Raw genomic sequence first — 25,706 nt, 5'->3', positions numbered from 1 at the left:
GTCTTGGCGACGGTGACCAGGTCGCCGCCGCGCAGCGCGCCCGCACACAGCCGGGTGATGGAGGACTTGCCGCGGATGCCGTTGACCAGCACCCGCTGGGGTATCGCGGCGAGGTTGTCGTAGTGCCTGCGCTGTTCGACCATGCCGGCGATCAGGAGGCCCAGGGAGCTGATGAGAAGGACGCTGTAGAGGAAGAGCATGACCTTGCTTCTCGGGGCGGGCTCTTGAGGGGAGCGGCGGCTAGGTGCTCTGGGACGGGAGTGGCTCAGGTGCTCAGGTGCTCAGGTGCTCTGGGGCTGGGGCCGCCGCTCGGTGGCGGGGGCGTGGTCGCGCCGCCGGCGTCCCGCCGCGACCAGCTGCTGCCGGACGAGTTCGAGGCTGCGGGCCACGGAGCCCACCTCGTCGTGGTGGACGGGGTAGATCACACTGGTCCGGTCACCCGAGGCGAGTGCCGCCGCCGAGCGGTCGAGGGCGCGCAGCGGACGCAGGACGGCCAGCTCCAGCCAGCCCAGACAGAGCAGCATCGCCGTGAAGGCGAGCAGCCCGGCCAGCTCGGCGTGCCGCTCCGTCTCGTACGCGGCGAGGCGCGTCCAGGACAGCGGCTTGTGGGTGACGACCCGCCAGTGCAGGCCCGCGACGGCCGGTGTCCCGCTCACGTCGGCGTCGGCGGCGAGGGTGGTGCGGCCATGGCCCGGCGGGGTGCTGAAGGCGATGAAGCCCCCGTTGGCAGCGATGATCCTGCCTCGCGCGTCGACCAGCCACGACCGGCCGAGGCCGGGGCGGTTCAGGACGCCGTTGAAGGCGTCCGGCCGCAGTTCGGCGAAGAGCTTGCGCCTGCCGTCGCCCACGGGCACCACGGCCGCCGAGACCGGCGTCGTGCCGGAGGTGTTGAGCTGGAGCACGGCGGGCGCACCCGGCTTCACGGACCTGGCGGCGGCGGCGCGGTCGATGCCGTACGGAGCCTCGCCGGAGCGTGCGACGACGTGGCCGCCCGCATCCACGAGGTAGAGGGAGCGCCAGGCTTCGTGCCGGAGCAGCTGCTCGTGGAGTACGGCGGAGATGCCGCCGCGGCTGTCGTCGGCGAGCTGGGCGATCGAGGAGAGGTCGGCGACGTTCTCGTCGAGGGTGCGCCGGACGCGGTCGGCGGCGGCCTGGGCGCGGTGCCGCTGGTCCTGCGCGGCCTGCGCCGGCGCCTGCGTCCGCCCTTCGGCGAAGCTGAGCAGGGGCAGCGCCACGGCCCAGGCCGTGACGAGGGCGGCGCAGCACAGGACGACGATGCGCAGACCGGCGCGGCGGGACGGCGCGAGGGCCGGGCCGGAGGCATCGCTCTCCCCGGAGAGCCGGCGGCGCAGCGACTCCAGCGACCGTCCGATCCGTGCGGCTTCCCCCCACCCGCGCACCGACACCGGACGCTTGACGTCCCCGCCTGCGAGGCGGCGTGCTTCCTGGTGCAGCCGGAGCAGCGGGCGCTGCACATGACGGACCAGCAGCCAGGTGACGAGGAGGCCTATCGCGAGCAGCACGCCCGCTGCCACGGGGCCGATGAGGCTGTTGCCGTGCGCGGCGGTCCCGGCCGGTACCGGAACCGCCGTGGCCACGGAGAGCCCGAGCCCGCGGACGCGGTCGCCGTCGGGCACGGCCGCGCGTCCGATGACGAGATAGCCCCGGCCCGCGCGGCGCAGGTCGACCTTTCCGTCCTCGACTGCCGTACGCAGGGCCGTGTTGGTGACGTTCTTGCCGACGGCGGCGATGATGCGGCCGCCGCTGTCGGTGACGAAGGTGGAGCGGGCGTCCTGCTCGCTCGGCAGGCGCAGTGTCGCGGACGAGACGACCAGCCGGCTCTTGCCCGCGGCTCCGTCGAGGGAGGCGAAGGACAGCAACCGGGGAGCGCCGGAACGCCCGGCGACGAGCCGGGGCCGCAGTCCACCGTTGCCACGGTCGGCCGCGGTGAGTCCGTCGAGCGGCACGGCCTCTCCGCGCGCCGCGAGCAGCCGGCCCGAGCCGGTGTCCACGACGGCGAGCCCGCGCCACTTGGAGTAGACGTTCGTAAGGGACGTCAGGATCGCGTCAGGGCTTTTCCGGCTGCCACCGCCGAGCAGCTCGACGGCATCGTGCAGATCCTGTGCGCTCTGTTCCAGAGACGCTCCCAGAGAAAGCGCGGAATCGGTCGCGATATCCCTCTGGGACTCGGAGACGGCGCGGGACACGTCATGGTCTTGAGAATTCCCGACAGTAAATATGGTCAGGGCGCAAACGGCCGCCAAGAGGCTCGGTAACAGGGCTATGGGTGGGCGGACACCACCGAGCAGCGGCATGTCCGCGCGCCGGCGTCGCACCTTGCGGGGGTGAGGGGCAGGCTTCTCTGCCTGCATGAGAACACTCCTGAACAGTCAGAACGCAGCTTGCATGGAGATGCCGGCGGTGTCCGCGACCGCCCCGGGGGCGACGTTCGCAACCACAGCTGCAGGCGACCTCCAAGACGAGGGAAGTCATGGGCGGGTTCATCGACAACCGCAAATTTCCCGTCAGTTGAGCCTGTGACGGGTGCCACATGATGTGACCGCAACCCGTGTCGGTGCGGTCTCTCTCATACAGAGGAACTGCGAATTCACGAACGAGCCCCCAGCCCGATTCCCGACGCGGCGAAAGGCCCTGCTGATCGCTCTCACCACAAGCGCGGCCGCGGTCTCGACCACCTTTGCGCTCATGACCGCGCAGGGCCCCGAGCCCGCACCAGCGCGCCTCCTGCGTCTGGCGGCCGACCTCCGCGGCCACGTCGACGGCTTCCCCGGGACGGCGGCCACCGCAGCCCCACTCCCGCCGAGCGCTCCGCCCTGGCCGCCGCCGAGCGCTCCACCCTGGCCGCCGCGTCATGGCGCAGGAGAGCGGCGCACCGCTGGGGATCCGGCAGGGGAAGTGACCGCGAGCAGCGCCGCCGCGTCGACGTACGGCGCGGTCGGAGTCGGCTCGCTGTACCGGCGCAGCGGCCAGGCCTCGCCCTCCAGCGCCGGAACGCCGACAGTCGTAGCGGTGCACGACGCCGCCGGCAGGAAGTGCACCCACACCGCGTCCCGCCGCCGCCCGCGCAGACGATGTCGGTAGTGACCCCAGTACTACACGCCGAGGTGTACCGGTCTGTGGCTCTACGCCGAACGGGGTCTCAAGACAGAGCGGTACCGAAGGGCGCGAGACTAAAGGTGGGACTCCAGTGCGGCGTAGACCTTCCGCCAGGCGTCCGCGCCGGCCTGCGGGTCGTAGTCGGCCGGGCGGTCCGCGCAGGCGAAGCCGTGCCGGGCGCCGGGGTAGGTCACCAGTTCGTGCGGGACCTTCGCCTCGGTGAGGCGCTGTTCGGCCTGCTCCCATTCCTCGGCCGGGATGATGTGGTCCAGTTCGCCGCGGAAGCCCAGCAGAAAGGCACCGCCCTCGGCGATCCGCTCGCTGGTCTCCAGCGGAGGCACCGGGCCGACCAGGGGGAAGCCGCTGTTCAGGAGCCAACCCGGGTAGAAGACGGCGGCCAGCTCGAAGCTCAGCTCGGTCGCCGCCCGTACCGCGATGTGGCCGCCCATGCTCAGCCCGAGGAAGGCCACGCCCCGCTCCCCGGCCTCCCCGCGTGCCGCCGCGAGGGCCGCCGCGGCGTCGGCCACCAGCTCGTCCCGGTCCAGCGCGCGCATCAGCACCAGGCCGTCCTCGCGTTCCTCGGCGGAGTATCCGAGTTCTGTGCGGCGCGCGTTGCGCCAGTAGTAGTCGGGGGCCAGCGCGGTGTACCCCGCTGCCGCCAGCTCCGCGCAGGTGTCGCGGACGTAGGCGTTCACCCCGTACAGCTCGGAGCAGACCACCACGGCGCCGCGCACCTCACCCGTCGCGCGGTGCACGTACGCCTCGATGCCGCCCGCTTCGCCGAGTGTCTCCCATTGACCGGTCATCATCGTTCCCCCGTACCTCGATCATCGGTTTTCGGCGTGAACTCTACTCAGGGGAAAGGGAGTTCGCCGTCGGACGGTGCGATGTGGCCGGAGCGGGGTCAAGCCGCCCCCATTCCCCACAGCCCCTTCGTGATCGCCGTCGCGCCGCCCGCCAGGGACAACAGGAGAACCAGATGGCGGGCCCGGTGTTCGGGGATGCGGTCGGCGATCGTGTGGCCGGTCAGGGCACCCAGCGCCAGCGCGGCGACGGCCACCGCCCACTGGGGTCCGGTCAGGCGGGGCGTGCCGTTCGCAGCGATCGAGAACGCGTTGACGGCGACACCGTAGAACTGGGCGTTGGGCACGAAGTCCCGTACCGTCCAGCCCGCGTTGAGGGCGTACAACGACACCGGTGGGCCGCCCACCCCCGCCGCCGCGTTCATGAAGCCGCCCAGCGCTCCCGCGGTCACCGCTCCCTTGCCGCCGCGCAGGGCCGGCACCCGGGCGCCGCGCATCACGAGCAGGACGGCCGCCGTCACCAGCCCGCCCATCACCACCAGCAGGAGGGGACGCGGGAGTTGGCGGGTCATCCAGGCGCCCGCCGGGACCGTGCAGGCGGCGGCCAGGCACAGCGGGACCATGGCCGCGGGACGGACGCGGCGCCAGCCGCCCGCGAGGCCCACGACGCTGATGGCCCCGGCGGCGCAGTTGGCGAGCACCACCCCCTCGGCGGGGCCGAGCAGCAGCACCAGCGCCGGTACGGCGACCAGCGCGAAGCCCATGCCGGTCAGCCACTGCACGCATCCGCCGAGCAGGACGATCCCGGCGAGCAGCGTTTCCGTCATGTCATGCCCCCCTCATGGAAGGGAACGCTAGCGGTGCTCGCTGTGACCCGGGGCACTTTCCGCGTGGTCCCCGGCCCGGTGGGCAAGAGCCCTTCCGGAACACGACGGCCGACGTCTCACCATGCGGGAGCACGGTGGTGGGATTCGGGCGCTCGTTAGACTGAGCCGACACAAACGAACCGAGCGAGGAGCGCACGTGGGCCTTGTCGTGCAGAAGTACGGAGGCTCCTCCGTAGCCGATGCCGAAGGCATCAAGCGCGTCGCCAAGCGGATCGTGGAAGCGAAGAAGAACGGCAACCAGGTTGTCGTCGTCGTTTCCGCGATGGGCGACACGACGGACGAGCTGATCGATCTCGCCGAGCAGGTTTCTCCGATGCCTGCCGGGCGCGAATTCGACATGCTGCTGACCGCCGGAGAGCGGATCTCCATGGCCCTGCTGGCGATGGCGATCAAAAACCTGGGCCACGAGGCCCAGTCCTTCACCGGCAGCCAGGCAGGCGTCATCACCGACTCGGTCCACAACAAAGCACGGATCATCGACGTCACGCCGGGCCGGATCCGCGACTCGCTGGACAAGGGCAACATCGCGATCGTCGCCGGTTTCCAGGGCGTCAGCCAGGACAAGAAGGACATCACCACGCTGGGCCGCGGTGGTTCCGACACGACGGCCGTGGCGCTCGCCGCCGCGCTCGACGCCGAGGTCTGCGAGATCTACACCGACGTGGACGGCGTGTTCACCGCCGACCCGCGCGTGGTGAAGAAGGCGAAGAAGATCGACTGGATCTCCTTCGAGGACATGCTGGAGCTCGCGGCCTCCGGCTCCAAGGTGCTGCTCCACCGCTGTGTGGAGTACGCCCGCCGCTACAACATCCCGATCCACGTGCGGTCGTCCTTCAGCGGACTGCAGGGCACCTGGGTCAGCAGTGAGCCGATTGGGGACAAGAAGGTGGAGCAGGCCATCATCTCCGGTGTCGCGCACGACACCTCCGAGGCCAAGATCACGGTCGTCGGCGTGCCGGACAAGCCGGGTGAGGCCGCCGCGATCTTCCGGGCCATCGCCGATGCCGAGATCAACATCGACATGGTCGTGCAGAACGTGTCCGCCGCCTCCACCGGCCTGACGGACATCTCCTTCACGCTGCCGAAGACCGAGGGCCGCAAGGCCATCGACGCGCTGGAGAAGAGCCGCTCCGGCATCGGCTTCGACTCGCTGCGCTACGACGACCAGATCGGCAAGATCTCGCTGGTCGGCGCCGGTATGAAGACCAACCCGGGCGTCACCGCCTCCTTCTTCGAGGCGCTGAGCGACGCGGGCGTGAACATCGAGCTGATCTCGACCTCCGAGATCCGTATCTCGGTCGTCACCCGCAAGGACGACGTGCCGGAGGCCGTCCGTGCCGTGCACACCGCTTTCGGGCTCGACTCGGACACCGACGAGGCCGTCGTCTACGGCGGCACCGGCCGTTGATCCCGGGTACAGGCCGATGACCAGCAAGCCGACGCTCGCGGTCGTGGGAGCGACCGGAGCCGTCGGCGCGGTCATGCTCCAGATCCTGTCCCAGCGCGCGGACATCTGGGGCGAGATCCGCCTGATCGCCTCCCCCCGCTCGGCCGGCCGCAAGCTGGCCGTGCGCGGGGAGGAGGTCGAGGTGACGGCCCTGAGCGAAGAGGCCTTCGACGGGGTCGACATCGCGATGTTCGACGTCCCCGACGAGGTCGCCGCCCAGTGGGCGCCGATCGCCGCCGCGCGCGGTGCGGTCGTCGTCGACAACTCCGCCGCCTTCCGGCTGGACCCCGAGGTGCCGCTCGTCGTACCCGAGGTCAACCCGCACGCCGTACGGGTCCGCCCGCGCGGGATCGTCGCCAACCCCAACTGCACGACCCTGACGATGATCGTCGCCCTGGGCGCGCTGCACGCCGAGTTCGGGCTGCGCGAGCTGGTGGTGTCGTCGTACCAGGCGGTGAGCGGGGCCGGGCGGGCCGGCGTGGACACGCTCCGCGCCCAGCTGTCCCTGGTGGCCGGGACCGAGCTGGGGACCAAGCCCGGCGACGTACGGCGGGCCGTCGGCGAGGACACCGGGCCGTTCCCCGATCCGGTCGCCCTGAACGTCGTCCCCTGGGCCGGCTCCCTGCGGGAGGACGGCTGGTCGTCGGAGGAGATGAAGGTCCGCGACGAGGCCCGCAAGATCCTCGGGCTGCCGCAGCTGCCGGTCGCCGTGACCTGCGTACGGGTCCCGGTGATCACCACCCACTCGCTGACCGTGCACGCCCGCTTCCAGGGCGAGGTGACGGTCGACCGGGCCCGGGAGATCCTCGCGACCGCGCCCGGTGTGGTGCTGTGCGACGACCCGGCCGCCGGCGAGTTCCCCACCCCCGCCGACGTGGTGGGCACCGACCCGACCTGGGTGGGCCGGCTGCGGCGGGCCCTGGACGACCCGACCGCGCTCGAACTCTTCGTGTGCGGCGACAACCTCCGCAAGGGGGCCGCGCTGAACACCGCGCAGATCGCGGAACTGGTCGCGGCGGAGCGGGGCGACCGGGCTTAGGCCCGTCAGGAGCAGGTTTGTAGGATCTGTGTAAGAAGTGTGGCCGGAAGCATGGTCCGAACCACTTGAAACCATTGCCCAGGGCAACAGAGGATTTCCCTCCCCGTCCCCGCAACCTTGCGGCGGACGGGGAGCGTCTTTGCGGTCACTCTTCGGGCGTGGGGACGCCGTGACCGGGTCGGGTGCGGGGACCCACCCATATCGGAATATAAGGGAAGAGCGGGACGCATGACGGCACTTGAGGTACGGCCGGTCGTCGCACATGTGACGCCCGGCACGTACAACCCTGGCGGGGGCAGGCGTGTCCAACTGGCGTGGCAGAGGTACTCGAACTCAGTGCGGTCCGCGGCACGGCGGCCCTCCGGCCGCCCCGTGCGGCGCTCCGGCCCCGCACGCCCGGCGGCATGCCGGTGATCGCGCCCATGCCCGCAGCGCGGCCCGCCCGCATACCCAGTCAGCGTGACGGTGCCGAGGATGCCGCGGCGACCGAGGCCGTCGGTACGACCGTCGACCACCTCACCGAGACCTACCGCGCGCACTACCGCTCGCTGCTCGGCCTCGCCGCGCTGCTCCTCGACGACACCGCCTCCTGCGAGGACGTCGTCCAGGAGGCCTTCATCCGCGTGCACTCGGCCCGCAAGCGCGTCCGCGACCCCGAGAAGACCCTCGCGTACCTCCGCCAGACCGTCGTCAACCTCTCCCGCTCGACCCTGCGCCGCCGCATCCTCGGCCTGAAGCTGCTCTCCAAGCCGATGCCGGACATGGCGAGCGCGGAGGAGGGCGCCTACGACCAGCTGGAGCGCCGCGACCTCATCAAGGCGATGAAGGGCCTGCAGCGCCGCCAGCGCGAGGTCCTGGTCCTGCGCTACTTCGCGGACATGACCGAGGCCCAGGTCGCCGAGAGCCTCGGCATCTCCCTCGGTTCGGTGAAGGCGTACGGGTCACGGGGGATCGCCGCGCTGCGGGTGGCCATGGAGGCACCGGCATGAGCGAGCGAGCCGAAGGGGGCGATTCCGATGAGCGCCACTCCCACGAACGTCACGAGCCCTTCGCCTGGCACGAACCGACGAAGCGGGACGAGCAAGAGCACACGCAATCGCACGCTGGGAACGGAACTGTGAACCACGGCCCCGACGAAAAGGGCACCGAGGGCCGCCGCCACGGCCCCACCGGGCCCGAAGCGGACCGGGACGGGCTCGGCCAGGACCTGGACGGGTCCGGCCCGGACCGGGACGGGCTCGGCGCCGACGAGGCGGCGTTGCGCCGGATGCTGCACTCCGCCGTCGACGACATCGAGCCGCGCGTCGGCACGCTGGACCAGCTGCGCCGGGCCGTCCCCGCGCGGCGGGCCCGCAAGCGGCAGGCCGCCGTCGGCATGGCCGCCGCGGCCCTGTTCATCGGCACCGCGATCCCCGCGCTCGTGCACGTCTCCCGCGCCGGCGACACCGACTACAACACCGCCATGGCCGGCCAGTCCTCCCAGGCCCAGGGCGGTACCGGGCAGAGCAGGGACAAGGGCGGCGACAAGGGCCCCCGGAGGGGCACCAGCAGCGCGAGCGCCCAGCCGGACAAGGGGCCCGGCAAGCCCGGTGAGACGGGCAAGCCCGGCGGCGGCACCACCGGCTCGACCGGCGGCGCCAACCCGTCCGCCACCCTCACCGCGGGCGGCGTACCCACGTGCACGGCGGCCCAGCTGGGCTCCGCCACCGGCACCGCCGACGTCCCCAACTCCGCGGGCGTGGTCTACGGCACGTTCCGCGTCGTCAACACCTCCGCCGCCGCCTGTACCGTCGCCGGTGCGGGCACCATCACCCCCACCGCGGTGGGCGCGGCCGAACAGGCCAAGATCAGCAGTACCCGGCATGTGGCCGGGGACGCGGCGACCGATCTGCCCGACCCCTCGCTGGAGGTCACCGGGCTGCTCCTGCAGCCGGGCGCGGCCTACGAGGAGAAGTTCGCCTTCGTACCCTCGGAGACCTGCCCCACCACCGGCGGCGACAACCCCACCGGCGGCACGGACCCGGGCCGGCCCTCGCCGGATCCGACACCCACCCCGGACGCGAACGCCTCCGGCGGTTCGGCCGACGGCGGCGGTTCGGGGGGTTCGGCGGGTCCCACGACCCAGCTGATGACCGAGGGCGGTACGGCGGACGGGAGCGTGCAGGTCACGCATACCGCGGAGGGCGGTTCACCGTCGGCCACGGCGACGGTGACCGGGGAGTGCGCGGGCACCGTGATCTACACCGGGGTGCTGGCGGGGGCTTAGCGCCGTCGGCGGTCAGGCGCCGTAGCTGCGGGCAGTCGTGCCGCCGGGGCGGCACGGGTGGGCGCAGCGGCACCCTGCACGGGCCGGCAAGCGATCCCGCCCCCGGCCCGCACCGGTACCGGTCAGCTACTGCTCACCGGTTCCGGCGCTTCCTCCGGCACCAGGCCCAGCGCAGCGTCCCGCACCGCCTCCGCCTCCCGCCGCAGCAGCCGGAACCACATGAAGACCACGAAGCCGGCGAAGACGAACCACTCCCCGGTGTATCCGAGGTTCTGGAACGCCTTCAGATCCAGCCCGGTACCGCCCGGCGCCGTCGCGGGCACGCCCCTCATCCCGGAGTCGGCCCGGTCGAGCGTGACCCAGGCGTCGTACAGCCGGTCCGGCACCAGGTTGACCAGCGACGCCGAGCTGATCGCCGCGGTCTGCCCCGCCGGCAGCCCGCCCTGCGCGCTGACCCCGTTGTCCCCGGGCGTCTCGGACGCCTGCAGCGCGCCGGTGACGGTGACCTCACCGCTCGGCGGCGCGGGCGCCTTCGCCGGGTCCGCCTTGCCCGGCAGCCAGCCCCGCACGACCGGCAGCGCCTTGCCGGAGCCGGTGCGCAGCAGGGTGAGGACGTAGAAGCCGTTCTTGCCGTCCAGTTGCCGGCCGGGCACCAGCAGCTGCTTGCCGTAGTGCCCGCTCGCGGTGACCCGGCGGCCCGAGGTGGCCTTGTCGACGGGCAGCATCGCCTCCAGCGGACGTGCGGTCTCGTGCCGGTCGGACGCGGCCTGCTCGGTCGCGGCCCGGTGGTCCTGGACCCGCCCCTCGAACCGGCTCAGCTGCCAGGACCCCATGAAGACGCAGAACGGGATGGCGAGCAGCACGAAGACGTTGATGCCCCACCAGCGGGGTGTCAGCAGAAACCGGTACACGCCTCCCACGGTACGGCGCCCGTGCCGCATCGCTGCCCGCGGGTCAGCCCTTGGTGGCCTTGAGCGAGTAGATCAGCGGGATGCGCGGGTGGTCCGCCGGGAAGCGGTGGTAGCCGTCCCGGACCTCGAAGTTCTCGAAGCGCGGGAAGAGCGAGACGTCGTGTTCGTGCAGGAACTCGATGCGCAGCCCGGTCGCGGCGAGCGCGGAGACGACGTCGCCGAGGGTGTGCTGCCACTGCACGCTGCGGTTGTGGACGGTCACGGCGTCCTGGTCGGCGTAGGTGCCGGGCTCTTCCCACACCTGCCCGTCGCGGGCGAAGTAGTCGCGCACGATCCGCGAGCCGGTCGCGTCGTCCAGGGCCTCGGTGATCGGGTGGAACTCGGCGAGGTACAGGAAGCCGCCGGGCGCGACCAGCGAGGCGGCCGTCTCGGCCCAGCGGCGGATGTCGGGCAGCCAGCACAGCGCGCCCAGCCCGGTGTAGACGATGTCGTACGACGCCTCGGGTACGGCGTCGGCCGCGTCGTACACGTCGCTGGTGACGAACGCGGCGCGTTCGGGCCCGTGGCCGAGGTCGGCGGCGAGGGAGCGGGCGGCCTCGACGGCCGGTGCGGAGAAGTCCAGGCCGACGACGCGGGCGGCGCCCCGGTGGACCCAGGAGAGGGTGTCCGTCCCGATGTGGCACTGCAGGTGCAGGAGCGTCCTGCCGGTGACGTCGCCGACCTCGGCCGCCTCGAAGTCCCGCAGGACGTCCGGGTGTGCGCGGAAGCCGGCGAGGTCGTAGTACTCACCGGCGACGTGCACGGGGACCCTCTCGTCCCACATGGCCCGGTTGTCCTCGCGCCAGCCGTCGGGTGCGGAATGATGGTCGACCTGCGTGCTCATGGTCGGGAAGTTATCCACAGGCTGCGCACACTCGCCACCCAATTGTCGGCGCGGCCAGGCAGTATGGGCGCATGACTGGGGCGATGAGTGAGAGCAACGGGCCGGGTGCGCGGGACGCGGCCGGCATGCCGGACTGGGAGAAGCGCTTCCGTGCGCCGCGGGTGTCGCTGCCCGACTGGGCGGAGGACGCGCCGCACCGCTCCCTGTTCGTGTCGAACGCGACGGGCACGTACGAGCTGTACGCCTGGGACCGTGCGACGGGCGAGCAGCGGCAGGCGACGTTCCGGCCGAACGGCACGACGGACGGCGTGCTCTCCCCGGACGGCGCCTGGATCTGGTGGTTCGACGACAAGGACGGCGACGAGTTCGGCATCTGGCGCCGCCAGCCCTTCGGAGGAGGGGCGGACGAGCCCGCCGTCCCCGGCCTCGACCCCTCCTACCCGGCCGGCCTGGCCCTGGCCCGCGACGGCCGCACGGCGGTCGTCGGCCGCTCCACGGACGAGGACGGTACGACGATCCACCTGGCGCGCGAGGGCCAGGACCCGGTCGAGATCTACCGGCACCGCGAGTCGGCGGGCGTCGGCGACCTCTCGCACGACGGCTCCCTGATCGCCGTCGAGCACACCGAGCACGGCGACGCCATGCACGCGGCGCTGCGCGTGCTCCGCCCGGACGGCACGCCGGTCGCCGAGCTGGACGACACCAAGGGCGGCACCGAGGAGCTGGGCCTGGAGGTGCTGGGCTTCGCACCGGTCGACGGCGACACCCGCCTGCTCATCGGCCACCAGCGCCGGGGCCGCTGGGAGCCGCTGGTGTGGGACGTGACGACGGGCGAGGAGACCGACCTCGCCCTGGACCTCCCCGGTGACGTCAGCGCCGAGTGGTACCCGGACGGCTCGGCCCTGCTCATCGCCCATGGCTTCGAGGCCCGCAGCGAGCTGTACCGCTACGACCTGGGAAGCCGCGAGCTGACCCGCATCCCCACCCCGCCCGGCACGGTCTCCGGCGCGACGGCTCGCCCGGACGGCAGCGTGGAGTACCTGTGGTCGTCGGCCGCCGAGCCCCCGGCGGTGCGGTCGACCTCCGGTGGTGTGGTGCTGGATCCGCCCGGCATGGCCTGCCCGCCGTCGGTGCCGGTGGAGGACGCGTGGGTGGAGGGCCCCGGTGGCCGCATCCACGCGCTGATCCAGAAGCCGGCGGGTGCGAGCGGCCCCCTGCCGACGGTGTTCGACCTGCACGGCGGCCCGACCTGGCACGACAGCGACTCCTTCGCCGCGGGCCCGGCCGCCTGGGTCGACCAGGGCTATGCGGTGATCCGCATCAACTACCGCGGCTCCACCGGCTACGGCCGCGCCTGGACCGACGCCCTCAAGCACCGGGTCGGCCTGATCGAGCTGGAGGACGTCGCCGCGGTCCGGGACTGGGCGGTGTCCTCGGGCCTCGCCGACCCCGCCCGCCTGGTCCTCACCGGCGCCTCCTGGGGCGGCTATCTCACCCTGCTCGGCCTCGGCACCCAGCCCGAGGCGTGGACGCTGGGCATCGCGGTCGTGCCCGTCGCGGACTACGTCACCGCGTACCACGACGAGATGGAGGCCCTGAAGGCCATGGACCGCACCCTGCTGGGCGGCACCCCGGAGGAGGTCCCCGAGCGCTTCGAGGCCTCGTCCCCGCTGACCTACGTCGACGACGTCAAGGCCCCGGTCTACATCTCGGCGGGCGTCAACGACCCGCGCTGCCCGATCCGCCAGATCGACAACTACGTCAAGCGCCTGGAAATGAGAGGCGCGCCCCACGAGGTGTACCGCTACGACGCCGGGCACGGCTCACTGGTGGTGGACGAGCGGATCAAGCAGGTGAGACTGGAGATGGACTTCGCGGCCCGGCACCTGGGTGCTTCCTGAGCGAGGGTCAGCGCAGTTCCGCGAGGCCTCTGCGAGTGGCGGCGACGACGACCCGGTCCTCGTTCGACAGCACATGGTCCGGTGCCGTGTCCGTCCGTCCCTCCAGGGCCAGTACCCTCCAGGACCCGGCCCGGAAGGCGTCCCGCACCGTCCGTCCCTCCAGCTGGGGGTGCCCGGCGACATCGACCGCGGCGAACAGCAGCACCCTCCGCTCCACCGCGATGGCGCCGAGCACCTGCCGCCCGAGCATCGCCCCGGCGAACGCGGGCGCGGCCAGATGGGTGACGCTCCGGCTCCGGGTCAGGGCGTGCGGGTACGCGGCCCGCAGCGTGCGGTACACGGCGGTGGCGAAGTCGTCGTCGTACAGCCGCAGCACCACCCGCAGGTCGGGCCGTACGGACCGCGCGTACAGCACGGCCTCCAGGTTCGTGGTGTCCGCGCTGGTCACGGCGAGCAGTGCGTACGCCCGGTGGATCTTGGCGGACTCCAGCACCCCTTCCTGGGTGACGTCCCCGAACACCACCGGCACCCGCAGCCTGCGCGCGGTCGCAAGGCCCCGTGCCTCCGGGTCGGACTCGACGCACACGACGGGGATGTTCAGCTCGCGCAGCCGGGTCAGCACCCGGGTGCCGATCTTGCCGAGCCCGAGCAGCACCACATGGCCGCCGAGTCCGCGCGGTGGTTTGCGCAGCGCGGAGGCCGTGCGGAAGGTGCCCAGCGCCTCCAGCACGGCCGCCAGCAGCACCGGAAGCAGCAGCAACCCGACGAGTCCGGAAAGGAGTTGGAGGATCTGCCGGCCCAGCGGCGCGCCGATGGCCGGGTCGTCGATGGCGAACAGGTCGAGGAGGGTGTAGTAGAAGGCACGCAGCGGATGGATCCCCGGCGTGACCACCCACAGCGCCACGGCGAGCGCGACCACGCACGCCGTCGCGCCCGCCAGCGACCACCGCAGCCGCCGGGAGAACAGCGAGGCGAGCGGCGGTACTCCGCCTCGGCCGGGCGCGGCCGACTCCCCGCCGCCCGCCGACGACACCTGCTCCAGCACCACGGCCGCCCGCCCGGCGGCCTGCCGTACCTCGTCGTCGTCGGGCAGCAGCCGCGGCTCCTGCTCCCCGCCGCCCTCGGGATCCGCGCCCGGCGGGGACAGCAGGGCGAGCGTGCACAGCCCGGATCCGGCCGACGGCCGTTCGACGGCGCGCAGCAGCAGCCCCTCGGTCTGTACGACCTTGCTGGTGCCGGCGACGGCGGTGGCGGCCAATGCGGGTGCGGCGGTGTCGGCGTCGGACAGCACGGTGGTGGACGCGTCCGAGCCGCCCTCGCCGTTGCCGGCCGCCAACGCAGCGGCCTGGTCGAGGAGTTCCTCGATGTGCTGGCCCAGCCGGCGGTTGTAGAGCCGGAGGACGAGCCGCAGCCGCGGGTTGAGCCGGCGGGCGGTCAGCGCGGCCCGGATGTTGGTCTCGTCGTCGTCGAAGACGAGGGCGAGCGCGGCGGCCCGTTCCACCCCGGCCTCGGCGAGCACGGCCTCGGTGACCTCGAAGGCCTCCAGCACGCGTGCACCGTCACCCCCGTTGCCCCCGCCGCCGGTGCTCGTGGCCGGCGCGGTGTGCGCGGATCCGGCGCCGCCGCGGCCGACCGCGGCGCTCACCACACGGTCGAACAGCGCGGCCGACGCGGAACGGGCCCGGCCGACCACCGGGGGTCTGGCGGTGCGCTCGTTCGGCGGTACCACGAGGGTGACCTGCTCGCCGTAGACCCCGCGCAACTCGGCGGCCAGCCGGTGCGCGAGCCCGTCGTCACCGCACACCACCATGTGCGCCGGCGGGGCACTGGGCCCCCCTTGATACGGAACGCTCGCCACGAGGTGAAAGAGTGCCCCAGGGAGAAGGGTGGTTCCAGCAGCGGTGTGAACACCCGGGGGACACTGCGCGTACTGAGGGGGAGGGAGCCAGTACAGCCGGAGGTATCCACCCGTGGCCATCACCGAAGACGCCCCGCCCGGCGCGGAGGTCACCCCGACCGGTGTACCGGCCGCCCAGGAGGGCCGCCGGCTCAGCTCCCCGCTGGTGCTGGTGCTGACGCTGCTGCTGGCGGTACTCGCCCAGTCCCCGATCCGCGGGCTCCTCGGCACCCCGGCGATGCAGAGCTGGATGACGGTGTTCGTCGCGGTGACCGTGCAGGCGCTGCCCTTCCTGGTGCTCGGTGTGCTGCTGTCGGCGGCGATCGCGGTGTTCGTGCCGCCGTCGTTCTTCGCCCGCGCCCTCCCGCGCAGCCCCGCCCTCGCCGTCCCCGTCGCCGGGATCGCGGGCGCCGTGCTGCCGGGCTGCGAATGCGCGTCGGTGCCGGTCGCCGGAGCACTGGTGCGCAGGGGCGTGTCCCCGGCCGCCGCCCTCGCCTTCCTCCTCTCCGCCCCCGCCATCAACCCGATCGTGCTGACCGCCACCGCCGTCGCCTTCCCCCACGACCCGGAGATGGTGCTGGGCCGCTTCCTGGCGAGCCTGCTGGTGGCGTGCGCGATGGGCTGGCTGTGGCAACGGCTGGGCCGCACCGACTGGCTGCGCCCGCCGGCCCACGGTGCGCACGAGGGCGCGACGAAGGGGGAGGCGTTCTGGAACTCGGTGCGGCACGACACCATGCACGCCGGCGGGTTCCTGGCGCTCGGCGCGATGGCGGCGGCCACGCTGAAGGCGGCGGTCCCGGCGGACTGGCTGCGCACGGCGGCCGGAAACCCCGTCTTCTCCGTGCTCGCCCTCGCGGTCCTGGCCGTGCTGCTGTCCATCTGCTCGGAGGCGGACGCGTTCGTCGCGGCCTCCCTCATCCAGTTCTCGCCGACGGCCAAGCTGGTGTTCCTGGTCGTGGGTCCGATGATCGACCTCAAGCTCTTCGCGATGCAGGCCGGCACCTTCGGCCGTACCTTCGCCCTCCGCTTCGCCCCCGCCACCTTCGCGCTGGCGATCGCGGGCGCCGTACTGACCTCGGCGGTGCTGCTGTGAACCGTCAGTCCCAGGCCGCCGTCCTGTTCCTGCTCGGTGCCGCCCTCCTGCACGCGGGCGGCACCGGCCTCTACCTCCGCTACGTCAAGGAAGGCCTGCGCCCGCTGCTGCTGGCCGCGGGTGTGGTGCTGATCGCGGCGGCGGTGGCGACGGTCTGGTACGAGCGCCGGCGTGCCCGGGCCGCCGCCCGCTCACACGGTCACGCCCACCCCGAACCCCGCATCTCCTGGCTGCTGCTGCTCCCCCTCCTCGCCCTCATCCTGGTCGCCCCGCCCGCCCTCGGCTCCTACAGCGCCCTGCGTTCGGGGACGGCGCTGCAAAAGCCGTACGCCTACGGCGCGTTGCCCACCGCCGACCCCGCCCCCCTCTCCGTGATCGACTACGCCTCCCGCGCCGCCTACGGCCACGGCCGCTCCCTGCACGGCCGCACGGTCCGCGTCACCGGCTTCCTCGCCCTGGACCACTCGGGCGCGCCGTACCTGGTCCGCATGGCCCTCAACTGCTGCGCGGCGGACGCCCAGCCGGTGAAGATCGCCCTGACCGGCACCCTGCCGCCGGTCCTGCGGCCGGACGCCTGGCTGGAGGTCACCGGCACCTACTCGCCCCGGCTCACGCGGGATCCCGTCAACGGCGGCCCCATCCCGTACCTGAAGGTCACGTCGGCCAAACCGGTTCCGGTACCGCACGACCCGTACGACGAGACCTGGAACACCTGAGCCATCCGCGCACGAGGTCGTCAAGTGAGCGTGGTCCAGGCAACGCCTGACCCTCCTTCATTGCCGGAACCGGCACAAGAACACCCCGGCGGCCCGGATGCACAATCGCGGGCGTGAACAGCTCTGACATGCTCTGCCGGTCCCCCTGGAAGCACGGCGTCCGCTGGTCGGTGGACATCGGGGCGGGCGGGGGACTGCTCGCCGGAGTGGGGCTGGGGTGTGCGGGCGTGCTGCCGGACACCGTCCCCCTCGTGCTGGTGACCATCGGACTGTGCCTGGTGGGGGCCGCCGCGTGGTCGCTGTACCTGGTGACGGGCTGGGCGCGCGCGGACGCCTACGGGCTGCACACCTGGACGTTGCTGCGCCGCCGCAGCGTGCCGTGGCAGGAGGTCACGGATCTGCTGGTGCGGGTGCAGACCCTGCCCCGGGGCGGGGAGAACCGGCGCGTCATGGTGGCGCTGCGGGGTGGGCGGAGGCTGCTGCTGCCCCAGCCGTCCAGTGCCGGGTACGGCAAACCGGCCTTCGCCGAACGGCTGGCCGCGCTGCGCCGGATGCACCGTCGGTACGGCACTCCCGAGTCGACCGCGGTCCGCCATGTCACCGGCAAGAGCGTGGGCAGCGGCTGGGCGGGCCGGTTGTGTGCCTGCCTGTTGCTGCTCGTGGCGGCGGGAACGGCCGCGTGGTTCGTGTCGGCCGCCACGGCGCACCAGCGGGCCTGGGAGAAGGCCGTGCCCTGCGCGGCCGGGACGTCCGACGCCGACGCGTACGACTGTCTGTCCACCCTTCCGGCGGTGATCTCCCGGACCGATCCGCGCGGGCCGAAGCAGACCAGCCATCTGTACTTCGCCCATGGCAACCCGACCGACCGGCTGGCGGTGTCCGCCGATGCCGCCGAGGCGTTCCAGCCCGGCGACCGGGTCGAACTGACCGTCTGGCACCGCCAGGTGATGAAGGTCGCGGGGAAGCGGTACGTCTGGCACGACCACGTCATCACGGGCGGCAGTGTGGCCGTCACGGCGGCCGCGCTCGTCCTCGTCGCGGGGTGTCCGGCGGCCCAGGTGCTGCTGCGGCTGCGCGGGCGGCGGCTCCGGCGGCCCGACGACGAGGTGCTGCCGTCGGTCCTGCCGTTCGCGGGCGCCCTCGCCGGTACGGCCGCCTGGCTGCTGCCGCTGTGCTACCTCCACCCCACGGACCTGGCCGGCGCCACGGGGCCGGTCACCTGGCTGGCCGTCGGTTCGCTGGTCTCGGTCGCCCTGTTCGTCCTCGCCTGGCGAGCCACCCGTTTCCCGACGCCGCCAGAGCCGCAAGTGCCGCGACTCGCATAGGACTTCGGGGTGCCGGGGCGGTGGGCCCGCCTACTTCCTGCCCTCCTCCCCGAGCAGGCCGAAGCGCTCCAGGTCCCGCAGCCAGGCGTGGGCGTTGCCGTCCGACGGGGCGCGCCAGTCGCCGCGCGGGGAGAGGGAGCCGCCCGCCGAGACCTTCGGGCCGTTCGGCATCGCCGAGCGCTTGAACTGGGAGAAGGCGAAGAAGCGGCGGACGAAGACCTCCAGCCAGCGCACGATCTCCGGCAGCTGGTACGTGCCCCGGTCGGCCTCCGGGAAGCCGGGGGGCCAGGCGCCGGCCTCCTTGTCGTGCCAGGCGTGCCAGGCGAGGAAGGCGATCTTGGAGGGGCGGAAGCCGTAGCGCAGGACGTGGAAGAGGGTGAAGTCGTGCAGCGCGTACGGGCCGATCTTCGACTCGGTGGACTGCATCTCCTCGCCGGGGACGAGTTCGGGGCTGATCTCCGTGTCCAGGATGGCGGCCAGGATCTTGCCGGTCTCCTCGTCGAACTGCTCGCTGCTGATGACCCAGCGGATCAGGTGCTGGATCAGCGTCTTCGGCACACCGGAGTTGACGTTGTAGTGGCTCATCTGGTCGCCCACGCCGTACGTGGACCAGCCGAGCGCCAGTTCGGACAGGTCGCCGGTGCCGAGCACGATGCCGCCGCGCTGGTTGGCGAGGCGGAACAGGTAGTCGGTGCGCAGGCCCGCCTGGACGTTCTCGAAGGTGACGTCGTACACCGGCTCGCCGGAGGCGAAGGGGTGGCCGATCTCCTTCAGCATCAGGCGTGCGGTCGGCGTGATGTCCAGCTCGGCCGCGGTCACGCCGAGGGCCCGCATCAGCCGGTGGGCGTTGTCCTTGGTGTGGTCGCTGGTGGCGAAGCCGGGCAGGGTGAAGGCGAGGATGTCGCTGCGCGGGCGGCCGGCGCGGTCCATGGCGCGGGCGGCGACGATCAGCGCGTGCGTGGAGTCCAGTCCGCCGGAGACGCCGATGACGACCTTGGGGCCGCCGATCGACGCGAGGCGCTGCTGGAGGCCGGCGACCTGGATGTTGTACGCCTCGTAGCAGTCCAGGGCGAGGCGGTCGGGGTCGGCGGGCACGAACGGGAAGCGTTCGAGGCGGCGGCGCAGGCCCAGGTCGGTCAGCGGAGGGTCCAGCTCGAACGACACCGTGCGGAAGTCGGCGGTGCGGGCGGTGTGGGTGCGGCGGTTCTCGCCGAACGTGCCCATCCGCTGCCGCTCCTGCCGCAGCAGGTCGAGGTCGACGTCGGCCACCGCGTACTGCTCGCCGAGCGGGAAGCGTTCGGTCTCGGCCAGCAGCACCCCGTTCTCGTAGATCAGGGTCTGGCCGTCCCAGGACAGGTCGGTGGTCGACTCGCCGAGACCGGCCGCCGCGTAGACGTACGCGGCGAGGCAGCGTGAGGACGCCGACCGGCACAGCAGTTTGCGGTCCTCGGCCCGGCCGACCGTGATCGGGCTGCCCGAGAGGTTGACCAGGACGGTCGCCCCGGCGAGGGCCGCCTCCGCGCTCGGCGGCACCGGCACCCACATGTCCTCGCAGATCTCCGCGTGCAGCACGAGACCGGGGACGTCCTGCGCGGCGAAGAGCAGGTCCACGCCGAAGGGGACCTCCGCGCCGCCGAGCCGGATCGTTCCGCCGCGTTCGTCGTCGCCCCCGGCGATCTGCCGGCGCTCGTAGAACTCCCGGTAGTTCGGCGGGTACGACTTCGGTACGACGCCGAGGATCCGGCCGCGGTGCACGATCACCGCGCAGTTGAAGAGCCGGTCGCGGTGCCGCAGCGGGGCGCCGACGACCAGCACCGGCAGCAGGTCCGCTGACTCGGCCACGATCGTGGCGAGCGCCTTCTCGACGTCGTCGAGCATGGCGTCCTGCAGCAGCAGGTCGTCGATCGCGTACCCGGACAGACACATCTCCGGGAACACGGCGACGGCGACGCCCTCCTCGGCGCACCGGCGCGCATGGCGCAACACCGCCCCGGCGTTGGCGGCGGGGTCGGCGATGACGGTGTGGCCCGTGCACGCGGCGACGCGCGCGAAGCCGTGCTGGTAGACCGACCAGAAGCTCAACGGGACCTCTTTCCGAAGCGACTTTCCCACAACAGGAAGCCTAAAGGGCGCCCGTCACCCACCGCCCACCTGCGGGTTTCAGTGTGCTGAAGCCCTTCCTGGCGGGCTGAAACCCGGCTGAAGCCGTGCTGAACCGCCCGGGCGGCAGTCTCTGCGGCATGACGACGACGGACCACGAACTCGCGATCGCAGCCACCGGGCTGCGCAAGTCCTACGGGGACAAGACCGTCCTCGACGGCATCGACATCCATGTGCCCGCCGGGACGATCTTCTCCCTCCTCGGACCGAACGGCGCGGGCAAGACCACCGCGGTCGGCATCCTGTCCACCCTGATCTCCGCCGACGGCGGCCAGGCGCGGATCGCCGGGCACGATCTGACCCGGGAGGCCCAGGCGGTCCGGGCGGCCATCGGGGTCACCGGCCAGTTCTCGGCCGTGGACGGGCTGATCACCGGCGAGGAGAACATGCTGCTGATGGCCGACCTGCACCACCTCTCCCGCCGGGAGGGCCGGCGGGTCACCGCCGGGCTGCTGGAACGCTTCGACCTGGTCGAGGCCGCGAAGAAGCCCGCCTCCACCTACTCCGGCGGTATGAAGCGCCGCCTGGACATCGCCATGACCCTGGTGGGCGACCCGCGGATCATCTTCCTCGACGAGCCGACCACCGGCCTCGACCCCCGCTCCCGCCACACCATGTGGCAGATCATCCGCGAGCTGGTCTCCGGCGGTACGACCGTCTTCCTCACCACCCAGTACCTGGAGGAGGCCGACCAGCTGGCCGACCGCATCGCGGTGCTCAACGGCGGCAAGCTGGTCGCCGAGGGCAGCGCCGGAGAGCTCAAGCGGCTCGTGCCCGGCGGCCATGTACGGCTGCGCTTCGCCGACCCGGTGACGTACGAACGTGCGGCCACCGCGCTGCGCGAGGTCACCCGGGACGACCAGGCGCTCACGCTGCAGATCCCCAGCGACGGCACCCAGCGCGAGCTGCGCGCCATCCTCGACTGGCTCGACGCCGCCGGTATCGAGGCCGACGAGCTGTCCGTGCACACCCCCGACCTGGACGACGTGTTCTTCGCCCTGACCGGCAGCTCCGTACCTTCCCAGCCCACCGACAAGGAGACCGTCCGATGAGTGCCGCCGCCACCCACGCCGTCCGTGACAACCTCACCATGCTGCGGCGCAACCTCCTGCACGCCCGCCGCTATCCGTCCCTCACCCTGAACCTCCTGCTCACCCCGGTCATCCTGCTGCTGCTCTTCGTGTACGTCTTCGGTGACGTGATGAGCGCCGGCATCAACGGCGGCCACGCGGACCGGTCGGACTACGTCGCCTACCTCGTCCCCGGCATTCTCTTCCTGACCGCCGCGATGACCTCGCTCGGCACCGCGGTGTCCGTGTGCACCGACATGACCGAGGGCATCATGGCCCGGTTCCGCACCATGGCGATCTCCCGCGCCTCCGTGCTGATCGGCCATGTGGTCGGCAGCGTGATCAAGACGCTGCTGGCTCTGGTGCTGGTCCTGGGCATCGGGCTGGCCATCGGCTTCCGGCCCGACGCGACGCCGGTGGAGTGGATCGCGGTGATCGGGCTGATGGCGCTGGCCGGCCTGGGGCTGACCTGGATCGCGGTCGGCATGGGCCTGGCGAGCCCCAACCCCGAGGGGGCCAGCAACATGGGCACCCCGCTGGTCATGCTGCCGTTCCTGTCCAGCGCGTTCGTGCCGGTGGACGCCATGCCGAGCTGGTTCCGCTGGTTCGCCGAGTACCAGCCCTTCTCGCCGGCCATCGAGACGCTGCGGGGGCTGCTGCTGGGCAGCGGGATCGGCACGGAGAACGCCGTGCTGACCGTGGCGTGGTTCGTGGGGCTGTCGGTGCTGGGGTATCTGTGGTCGAAGGCGCAGTTCAATCGCGAGCCGAAGCGGTGAGGTCTGCCGGCCGGCGGCCGCGGGTGCGTGGTGGGCTGGTCGCGCAGTTCCCCGCGCCCCAGGGGAGCTGCAGCTCGCCGCCCCGTTCAGGCGCCGTAGCTGCGGCACCTGCCGACGCGGGTCAGCGAACCCACTCCCACCGGCCCGCAGGGTGCCGGTCAACCTTGGGGAGCAGTCAGCTCGCGCAGCGCCTCCGCGCGCAACTCCTCCCGACCCAGGGCGGCGTACCTCGACCTCGCGTCGGCGTACGCCGCCCCGTCGGCGTTCCCGGCCAGTGCCCGGGACCGGGACAGGGACAGGGTGGGGAACTCCCGCACCGCCGGCATCCGCTCCGCGAGCGCCACCAGCCGTACGGCTTCCCGTTCGCCCCGGGCCAGCCCGGCGAAGCCGAGCGCCAGCAACACCGTGCCGTACACCGGCAGTTCCACCGGAGCGCCGTCGGCCACAGTGCCGTCCGCCGGGGCGCCGGACAGCATGTCGAGCAGCCGTTCCCGCAGTTCCTCGGCGAGGTGGGCCACCGGCTCCAGCCGGCCGGCCTGCGCGTGCGCCGCCAGCGCGGCCGACCGCAGCTCCAGCGACCACGGTTCCACGAACGGGTCACCGGCATGCAGCAGTCCGACCTCCTGTACCTGCGCGACCGCCCGGCGCCACAGCCCGAGTCCGACCTCGGTCAGCCCCCGGGCCAACGCGATCTCCGCCCGGGTCGGCAGATCGGAGGAGAAGATCTGGGCGGACTCCGATGGCCGGTCCAGCTCCGCGAGCCTCAGCCAGTACTCGGCCTCGTCCAGTTCCCCACGCTGCAGACAGGCCAGTACCAGCCCCGAGTGCACCCCGACCGAGTCCGACCAGTCGCCGTGCCGGCCGAACTCGTCGAGCGCGTCCAGCGCGGCCCGCAGATGGCCGTACGCCTCCGCGCCCCGCTCGGACTGCAGGCACAGCTCGCTGATCCGCCCGTGACTGAGCAACGCCATGGCCGGATTCCCGAGCGGTTCGAGCGCGTCGAGCATCCGGCGGGCGTACTCCAGCGCGCGTTCCGAGTCGTGCCGGGATTCCCATACGTAGCTCGCCACGCAGGCCGCGACGCCCGCCAGCAGGGGCTCGTCGGCCTCGCAGAGTTCCAGCAGCCGCCCGTACCGCGGCGGGTGCATGTCCGGTACGGCACACAGCACGATCGACAGCGCCCGCACCACGGTGTCCGGTGGCGCGGGCGGCAGCCGGCGCAGGATCACCAACTGCCGTACGGCGTGCGGGCCGCGGCCCATGAACAGGCTCGCGGTGCACACGACCGCCGCGCTGCGGGTTGCCTCGACGTCGTCCGGACCGGGGCGGAACCGGGACAGCGGCCCGCCGGACTCGGCGACCAGGGCGGCGAGCCGGAGGTAGTTGGAGTCGGTGGCCCACAGGGAGGCCAGTACGGCGGTGACGGCGGCCGTGCTCGGCCCGTCCTCGCGGGCCAGGGCGTGCCGCAGCGCCAGGACGAGGTTGTCCTGCTCGGCGCGGATGCGCAGCCACGCGGCCACCGCGTCGGAGCTGAACAGGACGTCGTGATGGGCGCGGCCGAAGTCCCGTGCCCAGGCGAGGAACCGGTCGGTGACCGCGTCCTCCTCGCCGGCTTCGGCACGCTTGACGGAGCCGAACTCCCGGAGTGTCTCCAGCATGTGGAAGCGCACCCCGGAGGGGCTGTCGTCCACCTTGATCAGGGACTGCCCGGCCAGTTGCTCCAGCAGCGCCAGCGTGTCCCCGCCCTCGCCGAGGACGTACTCCGCCGCGTCCTCGGCGAAACCCCCCGGGAACACGGACAGGGCGCGCAGGGCGGCCTGTCCGTCGGGTTCCAGCAGGTTCCAGCTCCAGTCGACCACGGCCCGCAGGGTGCGATGCCGCTCGGGCGCGTCGCGCGCACCCCCGCGCAGCAGGGTGAACCGGTCCCTGAGCCGGCGGGAGATGTCGGCCACGGACAGCACCCGGACCCGGGCCGCGGCAAGCTCCACGGCGAGCGGCAGCCCGTCCAGGTGCCGGCAGATGTCGGCGACCAGCTCGGGAGGCAGCTCCACACCGGGCCGGGCGGCCCGTGCCCGCTGGGTGAAGAGTTCCACCGAGGTCGCCTGGGACAGCTCCGGCAGGGCGTACACGGACTCCGAGGTCAGCCCCAGCGGGGCCCGGCTGGTGGCCAGGACCCGCAGCTGCCTGGACCGCGACACCAGCGCCTGGACGAGAGCGGCCGCACCCGTGATGACGTGCTCGCAGTTGTCCAGCACCAGCAGGGCCGGCCCGGCCCCCAGCGCGCCCACGATGCCGCTCACCACGTCCCCGCCCCCGGCGAACTGCCGGCCCTCTCCGGCGCCGACCGCCGAGGCCACCTCACCGGCCACGTCGGCGTCGGCGGTGACACCGGCCAGGGCGACGAAGTGCACCACGGGCTGCTCGGCCGCCCGGCTCACCGCGTGCGAGAGCCGCGTCTTGCCCAGCCCGCCGGGGCCGACCACGGTGACCACCCGGGCCGTGCGCAAAAGCCCGGCCACGGCGGCGATGTCGGCGTCCCGGCCCAGCAGCGGATTCGGGTCGTGCGGCACACCGTGACGGACCGGCGGTGCGTCCGCGCTCAGCAACTCCTGGTGCACGGCCCTGAGTCGGTGTCCGGGATCGGCGCCCAGATCGTCCCGCAGCCGGCGGCGGTAGGCGTCGTAGCGGGTCAGTGCCGCGGCCCGGCCCGCGGTGGCGGCCTCGCAGCGCAGCAGCTCCGCCAGCACCTCCTCGTCCCGCGGCAGCTCCTGAGCCAGTTCGGCCAGGGGCGCCGCGGCCTGATCCCGCCGGCCCAGCCGGGCCAGGGCGAGCGCCCGGGAGCGGACCAGCGAGCGGTGTGCCCGGACCCGGTCGGCACGCAGCGCCACCAGCGGGTCGTGCAGGTCCTCTCCGGCCGCGGCACCCACGCTTCCGTCCCACAGCGCCAGCCCGGCCTCGGCCTCGGCCAGCGCGCCGTCGTGGTCCCCGGCCCGTGCGCGCTCGGCGCTCGCCGCCTCGCGCAGCAGCAGCGCCGACGCGTCGACCTGCGTCTCGTCCAGGGCCAGCCGGTACCCGGCCGGTGTGCTCACGACCAGCTCGGCACCCAGCTGCGCCCTGAGCCGCGATACCAGGATCTGCACCGCCTTGCCCGGCCGCTCGGGCAGCTCGTCCGCCCACAGCCCCTCCACGAGCCGGGCCGTGCTGCAACCGGTGTGCAGATCCTCCGCGAGCAGCGCGAGCAGACCGCGCAGCCGGGGTGCGGTGATCTCCCGCCCGCGGCAGGCGACTTCGGACAGCAGGGTCAGCTCGGTCGTCACGCCCCGAAGAGTAACCAGGGGCCCGGCCGGCGGATGCCTCGCCGTTGCCGGGTGCGCGTCCATGGCGGCCGGCCCTGCCCGCGCGGCGCCCCCGCCGG

At 72.7% G+C, this 25,706-nt stretch carries 19 protein-coding genes and 1 pseudogene; 11 read left to right on the top strand and 9 right to left on the bottom strand.

Translation table 11 applies throughout. From position 1 onward, the window contains the following. Nucleotides 1–200, bottom strand: a pseudogene (locus ACIGXP_RS29830) (poly-gamma-glutamate synthase PgsB); the annotation flags it as partial. Nucleotides 201–281: 81 nt separating this feature from the next. After that, nucleotides 282–2,207, bottom strand: a complete 1,926-nt coding sequence (locus ACIGXP_RS29825; protein WP_399773524.1) for a HAMP domain-containing protein — start codon at nt 2,205–2,207, stop codon at nt 282–284. Nucleotides 2,208–2,916: 709 nt separating this feature from the next. Between ACIGXP_RS29825 and ACIGXP_RS29820 the strand changes: the two genes are divergently transcribed. Then, nucleotides 2,917–3,102 carry a hypothetical protein gene (locus ACIGXP_RS29820; protein WP_399773521.1) on the top strand — a complete coding sequence of 62 codons (186 nt, stop codon included), beginning with the start codon at nt 2,917–2,919 and terminating at the stop codon, nt 3,100–3,102. Nucleotides 3,103–3,191: 89 nt separating this feature from the next. Here the strand turns inward: ACIGXP_RS29820 and ACIGXP_RS29815 are convergent, their stop codons facing one another. Continuing rightward, entirely contained in the window at nt 3,192–3,926 is a 735-nt protein-coding gene (locus ACIGXP_RS29815; RefSeq protein ID WP_399773519.1) for a dienelactone hydrolase family protein, read from the bottom strand. A gap of 95 nt (nt 3,927–4,021) precedes the next feature. Further along, the gene (locus ACIGXP_RS29810; RefSeq protein ID WP_399773516.1) at nt 4,022–4,747 is read right to left on the bottom strand and encodes a sulfite exporter TauE/SafE family protein; all 726 of its coding nucleotides are present in this window, start codon (nt 4,745–4,747) and stop codon (nt 4,022–4,024) included. 196 nt (nt 4,748–4,943) lie between these two features. Between ACIGXP_RS29810 and ACIGXP_RS29805 the strand changes: the two genes are divergently transcribed. From ACIGXP_RS29805 to ACIGXP_RS29790, 4 genes are all read left to right on the top strand, one after another. Continuing rightward, nucleotides 4,944–6,215 carry an aspartate kinase gene (locus ACIGXP_RS29805; RefSeq protein ID WP_351243754.1) on the top strand — a complete coding sequence of 424 codons (1,272 nt, stop codon included), beginning with the start codon at nt 4,944–4,946 and terminating at the stop codon, nt 6,213–6,215. A gap of 16 nt (nt 6,216–6,231) precedes the next feature. Continuing rightward, nucleotides 6,232–7,293 carry an aspartate-semialdehyde dehydrogenase gene (locus ACIGXP_RS29800; protein WP_363215622.1) on the top strand — a complete coding sequence of 354 codons (1,062 nt, stop codon included), beginning with the start codon at nt 6,232–6,234 and terminating at the stop codon, nt 7,291–7,293. A gap of 314 nt (nt 7,294–7,607) precedes the next feature. Next, nucleotides 7,608–8,282, top strand: a complete 675-nt coding sequence (locus tag ACIGXP_RS29795; RefSeq protein ID WP_363215621.1) for a SigE family RNA polymerase sigma factor — start codon at nt 7,608–7,610, stop codon at nt 8,280–8,282. Between the two features lie 128 nt (nt 8,283–8,410). Continuing rightward, the gene (locus ACIGXP_RS29790; RefSeq protein WP_399773512.1) at nt 8,411–9,559 is read left to right on the top strand and encodes a hypothetical protein; all 1,149 of its coding nucleotides are present in this window, start codon (nt 8,411–8,413) and stop codon (nt 9,557–9,559) included. 122 nt (nt 9,560–9,681) lie between these two features. Here the strand turns inward: ACIGXP_RS29790 and ACIGXP_RS29785 are convergent, their stop codons facing one another. Both ACIGXP_RS29785 and ACIGXP_RS29780 read right to left on the bottom strand, forming a co-directional pair. Next, nucleotides 9,682–10,470, bottom strand: a complete 789-nt coding sequence (locus ACIGXP_RS29785; protein ID WP_399773510.1) for an SURF1 family protein — start codon at nt 10,468–10,470, stop codon at nt 9,682–9,684. 43 nt (nt 10,471–10,513) lie between these two features. Then, on the bottom strand, nt 10,514–11,353 hold the full coding sequence (locus ACIGXP_RS29780) for a class I SAM-dependent methyltransferase (RefSeq protein WP_399773507.1): 840 nt from the start codon (nt 11,351–11,353) through the stop codon (nt 10,514–10,516). Nucleotides 11,354–11,436: 83 nt separating this feature from the next. On the opposite strand from ACIGXP_RS29780, the gene ACIGXP_RS29775 reads away from it, so the two are divergent. After that, on the top strand, nt 11,437–13,254 hold the full coding sequence (locus ACIGXP_RS29775; RefSeq protein ID WP_399773505.1) for a S9 family peptidase: 1,818 nt from the start codon (nt 11,437–11,439) through the stop codon (nt 13,252–13,254). Nucleotides 13,255–13,261: 7 nt separating this feature from the next. Here the strand turns inward: ACIGXP_RS29775 and ACIGXP_RS29770 are convergent, their stop codons facing one another. Further along, nucleotides 13,262–15,064 carry an NAD-binding protein gene (locus ACIGXP_RS29770; RefSeq protein ID WP_399773539.1) on the bottom strand — a complete coding sequence of 601 codons (1,803 nt, stop codon included), beginning with the start codon at nt 15,062–15,064 and terminating at the stop codon, nt 13,262–13,264. A gap of 160 nt (nt 15,065–15,224) precedes the next feature. Between ACIGXP_RS29770 and ACIGXP_RS29765 the strand changes: the two genes are divergently transcribed. From ACIGXP_RS29765 to ACIGXP_RS29755, 3 genes are all read left to right on the top strand, one after another. After that, the gene (locus ACIGXP_RS29765) at nt 15,225–16,244 is read left to right on the top strand and encodes a permease (RefSeq protein ID WP_399773503.1); all 1,020 of its coding nucleotides are present in this window, start codon (nt 15,225–15,227) and stop codon (nt 16,242–16,244) included. Further along, nucleotides 16,241–16,960, top strand: a complete 720-nt coding sequence (locus tag ACIGXP_RS29760) for a TIGR03943 family putative permease subunit (RefSeq protein WP_399773500.1) — start codon at nt 16,241–16,243, stop codon at nt 16,958–16,960. Before ACIGXP_RS29765 ends, ACIGXP_RS29760 begins: the two co-directional genes overlap by 4 nt. 113 nt (nt 16,961–17,073) lie before the next feature. After that, complete coding sequence (locus ACIGXP_RS29755) at nt 17,074–18,285, top strand: PH domain-containing protein (RefSeq protein WP_399773497.1); 1,212 nt, start codon at nt 17,074–17,076, stop codon at nt 18,283–18,285. Between the two features lie 30 nt (nt 18,286–18,315). On the opposite strand, the gene ACIGXP_RS29750 is transcribed toward ACIGXP_RS29755, so the two are convergent. Then, nucleotides 18,316–20,367, bottom strand: coding sequence for an NAD(+) synthase (locus ACIGXP_RS29750; RefSeq protein ID WP_399773495.1), 2,052 nt, complete (start codon nt 20,365–20,367; stop codon nt 18,316–18,318). Nucleotides 20,368–20,525: 158 nt separating this feature from the next. On the opposite strand from ACIGXP_RS29750, the gene ACIGXP_RS29745 reads away from it, so the two are divergent. Then, nucleotides 20,526–21,497, top strand: coding sequence for an ATP-binding cassette domain-containing protein (locus ACIGXP_RS29745; protein WP_399773493.1), 972 nt, complete (start codon nt 20,526–20,528; stop codon nt 21,495–21,497). Continuing rightward, nucleotides 21,494–22,291 (top strand): ABC transporter permease, encoded by a 798-nt coding sequence (locus tag ACIGXP_RS29740; protein WP_399773490.1) that lies wholly within the window; start codon nt 21,494–21,496, stop codon nt 22,289–22,291. Before ACIGXP_RS29745 ends, ACIGXP_RS29740 begins: the two co-directional genes overlap by 4 nt. Nucleotides 22,292–22,449: 158 nt before the next feature. On the opposite strand, the gene ACIGXP_RS29735 is transcribed toward ACIGXP_RS29740, so the two are convergent. Further along, nucleotides 22,450–25,608: an ATP-binding protein gene (locus ACIGXP_RS29735; protein ID WP_399773488.1), complete on the bottom strand. Its 3,159-nt coding sequence runs from the start codon at nt 25,606–25,608 to the stop codon at nt 22,450–22,452. Nucleotides 25,609–25,706: the final 98 nt, after the last annotated feature.

The sequence above is a fragment of the Streptomyces sp. NPDC053069 genome (genome assembly GCF_044546895.1).
In the GTDB taxonomy this organism is placed as follows: Bacteria; Actinomycetota; Actinomycetes; order Streptomycetales; family Streptomycetaceae; genus Streptomyces.
The sequence above is the reverse complement of the archived record's forward strand: the minus strand, read 5'-3'. Positions and strand labels throughout refer to the sequence as shown.

What these genes read in the sequence shown, in the direction of transcription:
- ACIGXP_RS29800 (WP_363215622.1), top strand. Translation starts at nt 6,232, where the DNA reads ATGACCAGCAAGCCGACGCTCGCGGTCGTGGGAGCGACCGGAGCCGTC.
- ACIGXP_RS29740 (WP_399773490.1), top strand. Translation starts at nt 21,494, where the DNA reads ATGAGTGCCGCCGCCACCCACGCCGTCCGTGACAACCTCACCATGCTG.
- ACIGXP_RS29810 (WP_399773516.1), bottom strand. Translation starts at nt 4,747, where the DNA reads ATGACGGAAACGCTGCTCGCCGGGATCGTCCTGCTCGGCGGATGCGTG.
- ACIGXP_RS29770 (WP_399773539.1), bottom strand. Translation starts at nt 15,064, where the DNA reads ATGGTGGTGTGCGGTGACGACGGGCTCGCGCACCGGCTGGCCGCCGAG.
- ACIGXP_RS29775 (WP_399773505.1), top strand. Translation starts at nt 11,437, where the DNA reads ATGAGTGAGAGCAACGGGCCGGGTGCGCGGGACGCGGCCGGCATGCCG.
- ACIGXP_RS29815 (WP_399773519.1), bottom strand. Translation starts at nt 3,926, where the DNA reads ATGATGACCGGTCAATGGGAGACACTCGGCGAAGCGGGCGGCATCGAG.
- ACIGXP_RS29780 (WP_399773507.1), bottom strand. Translation starts at nt 11,353, where the DNA reads ATGAGCACGCAGGTCGACCATCATTCCGCACCCGACGGCTGGCGCGAG.
- ACIGXP_RS29745 (WP_399773493.1), top strand. Translation starts at nt 20,526, where the DNA reads ATGACGACGACGGACCACGAACTCGCGATCGCAGCCACCGGGCTGCGC.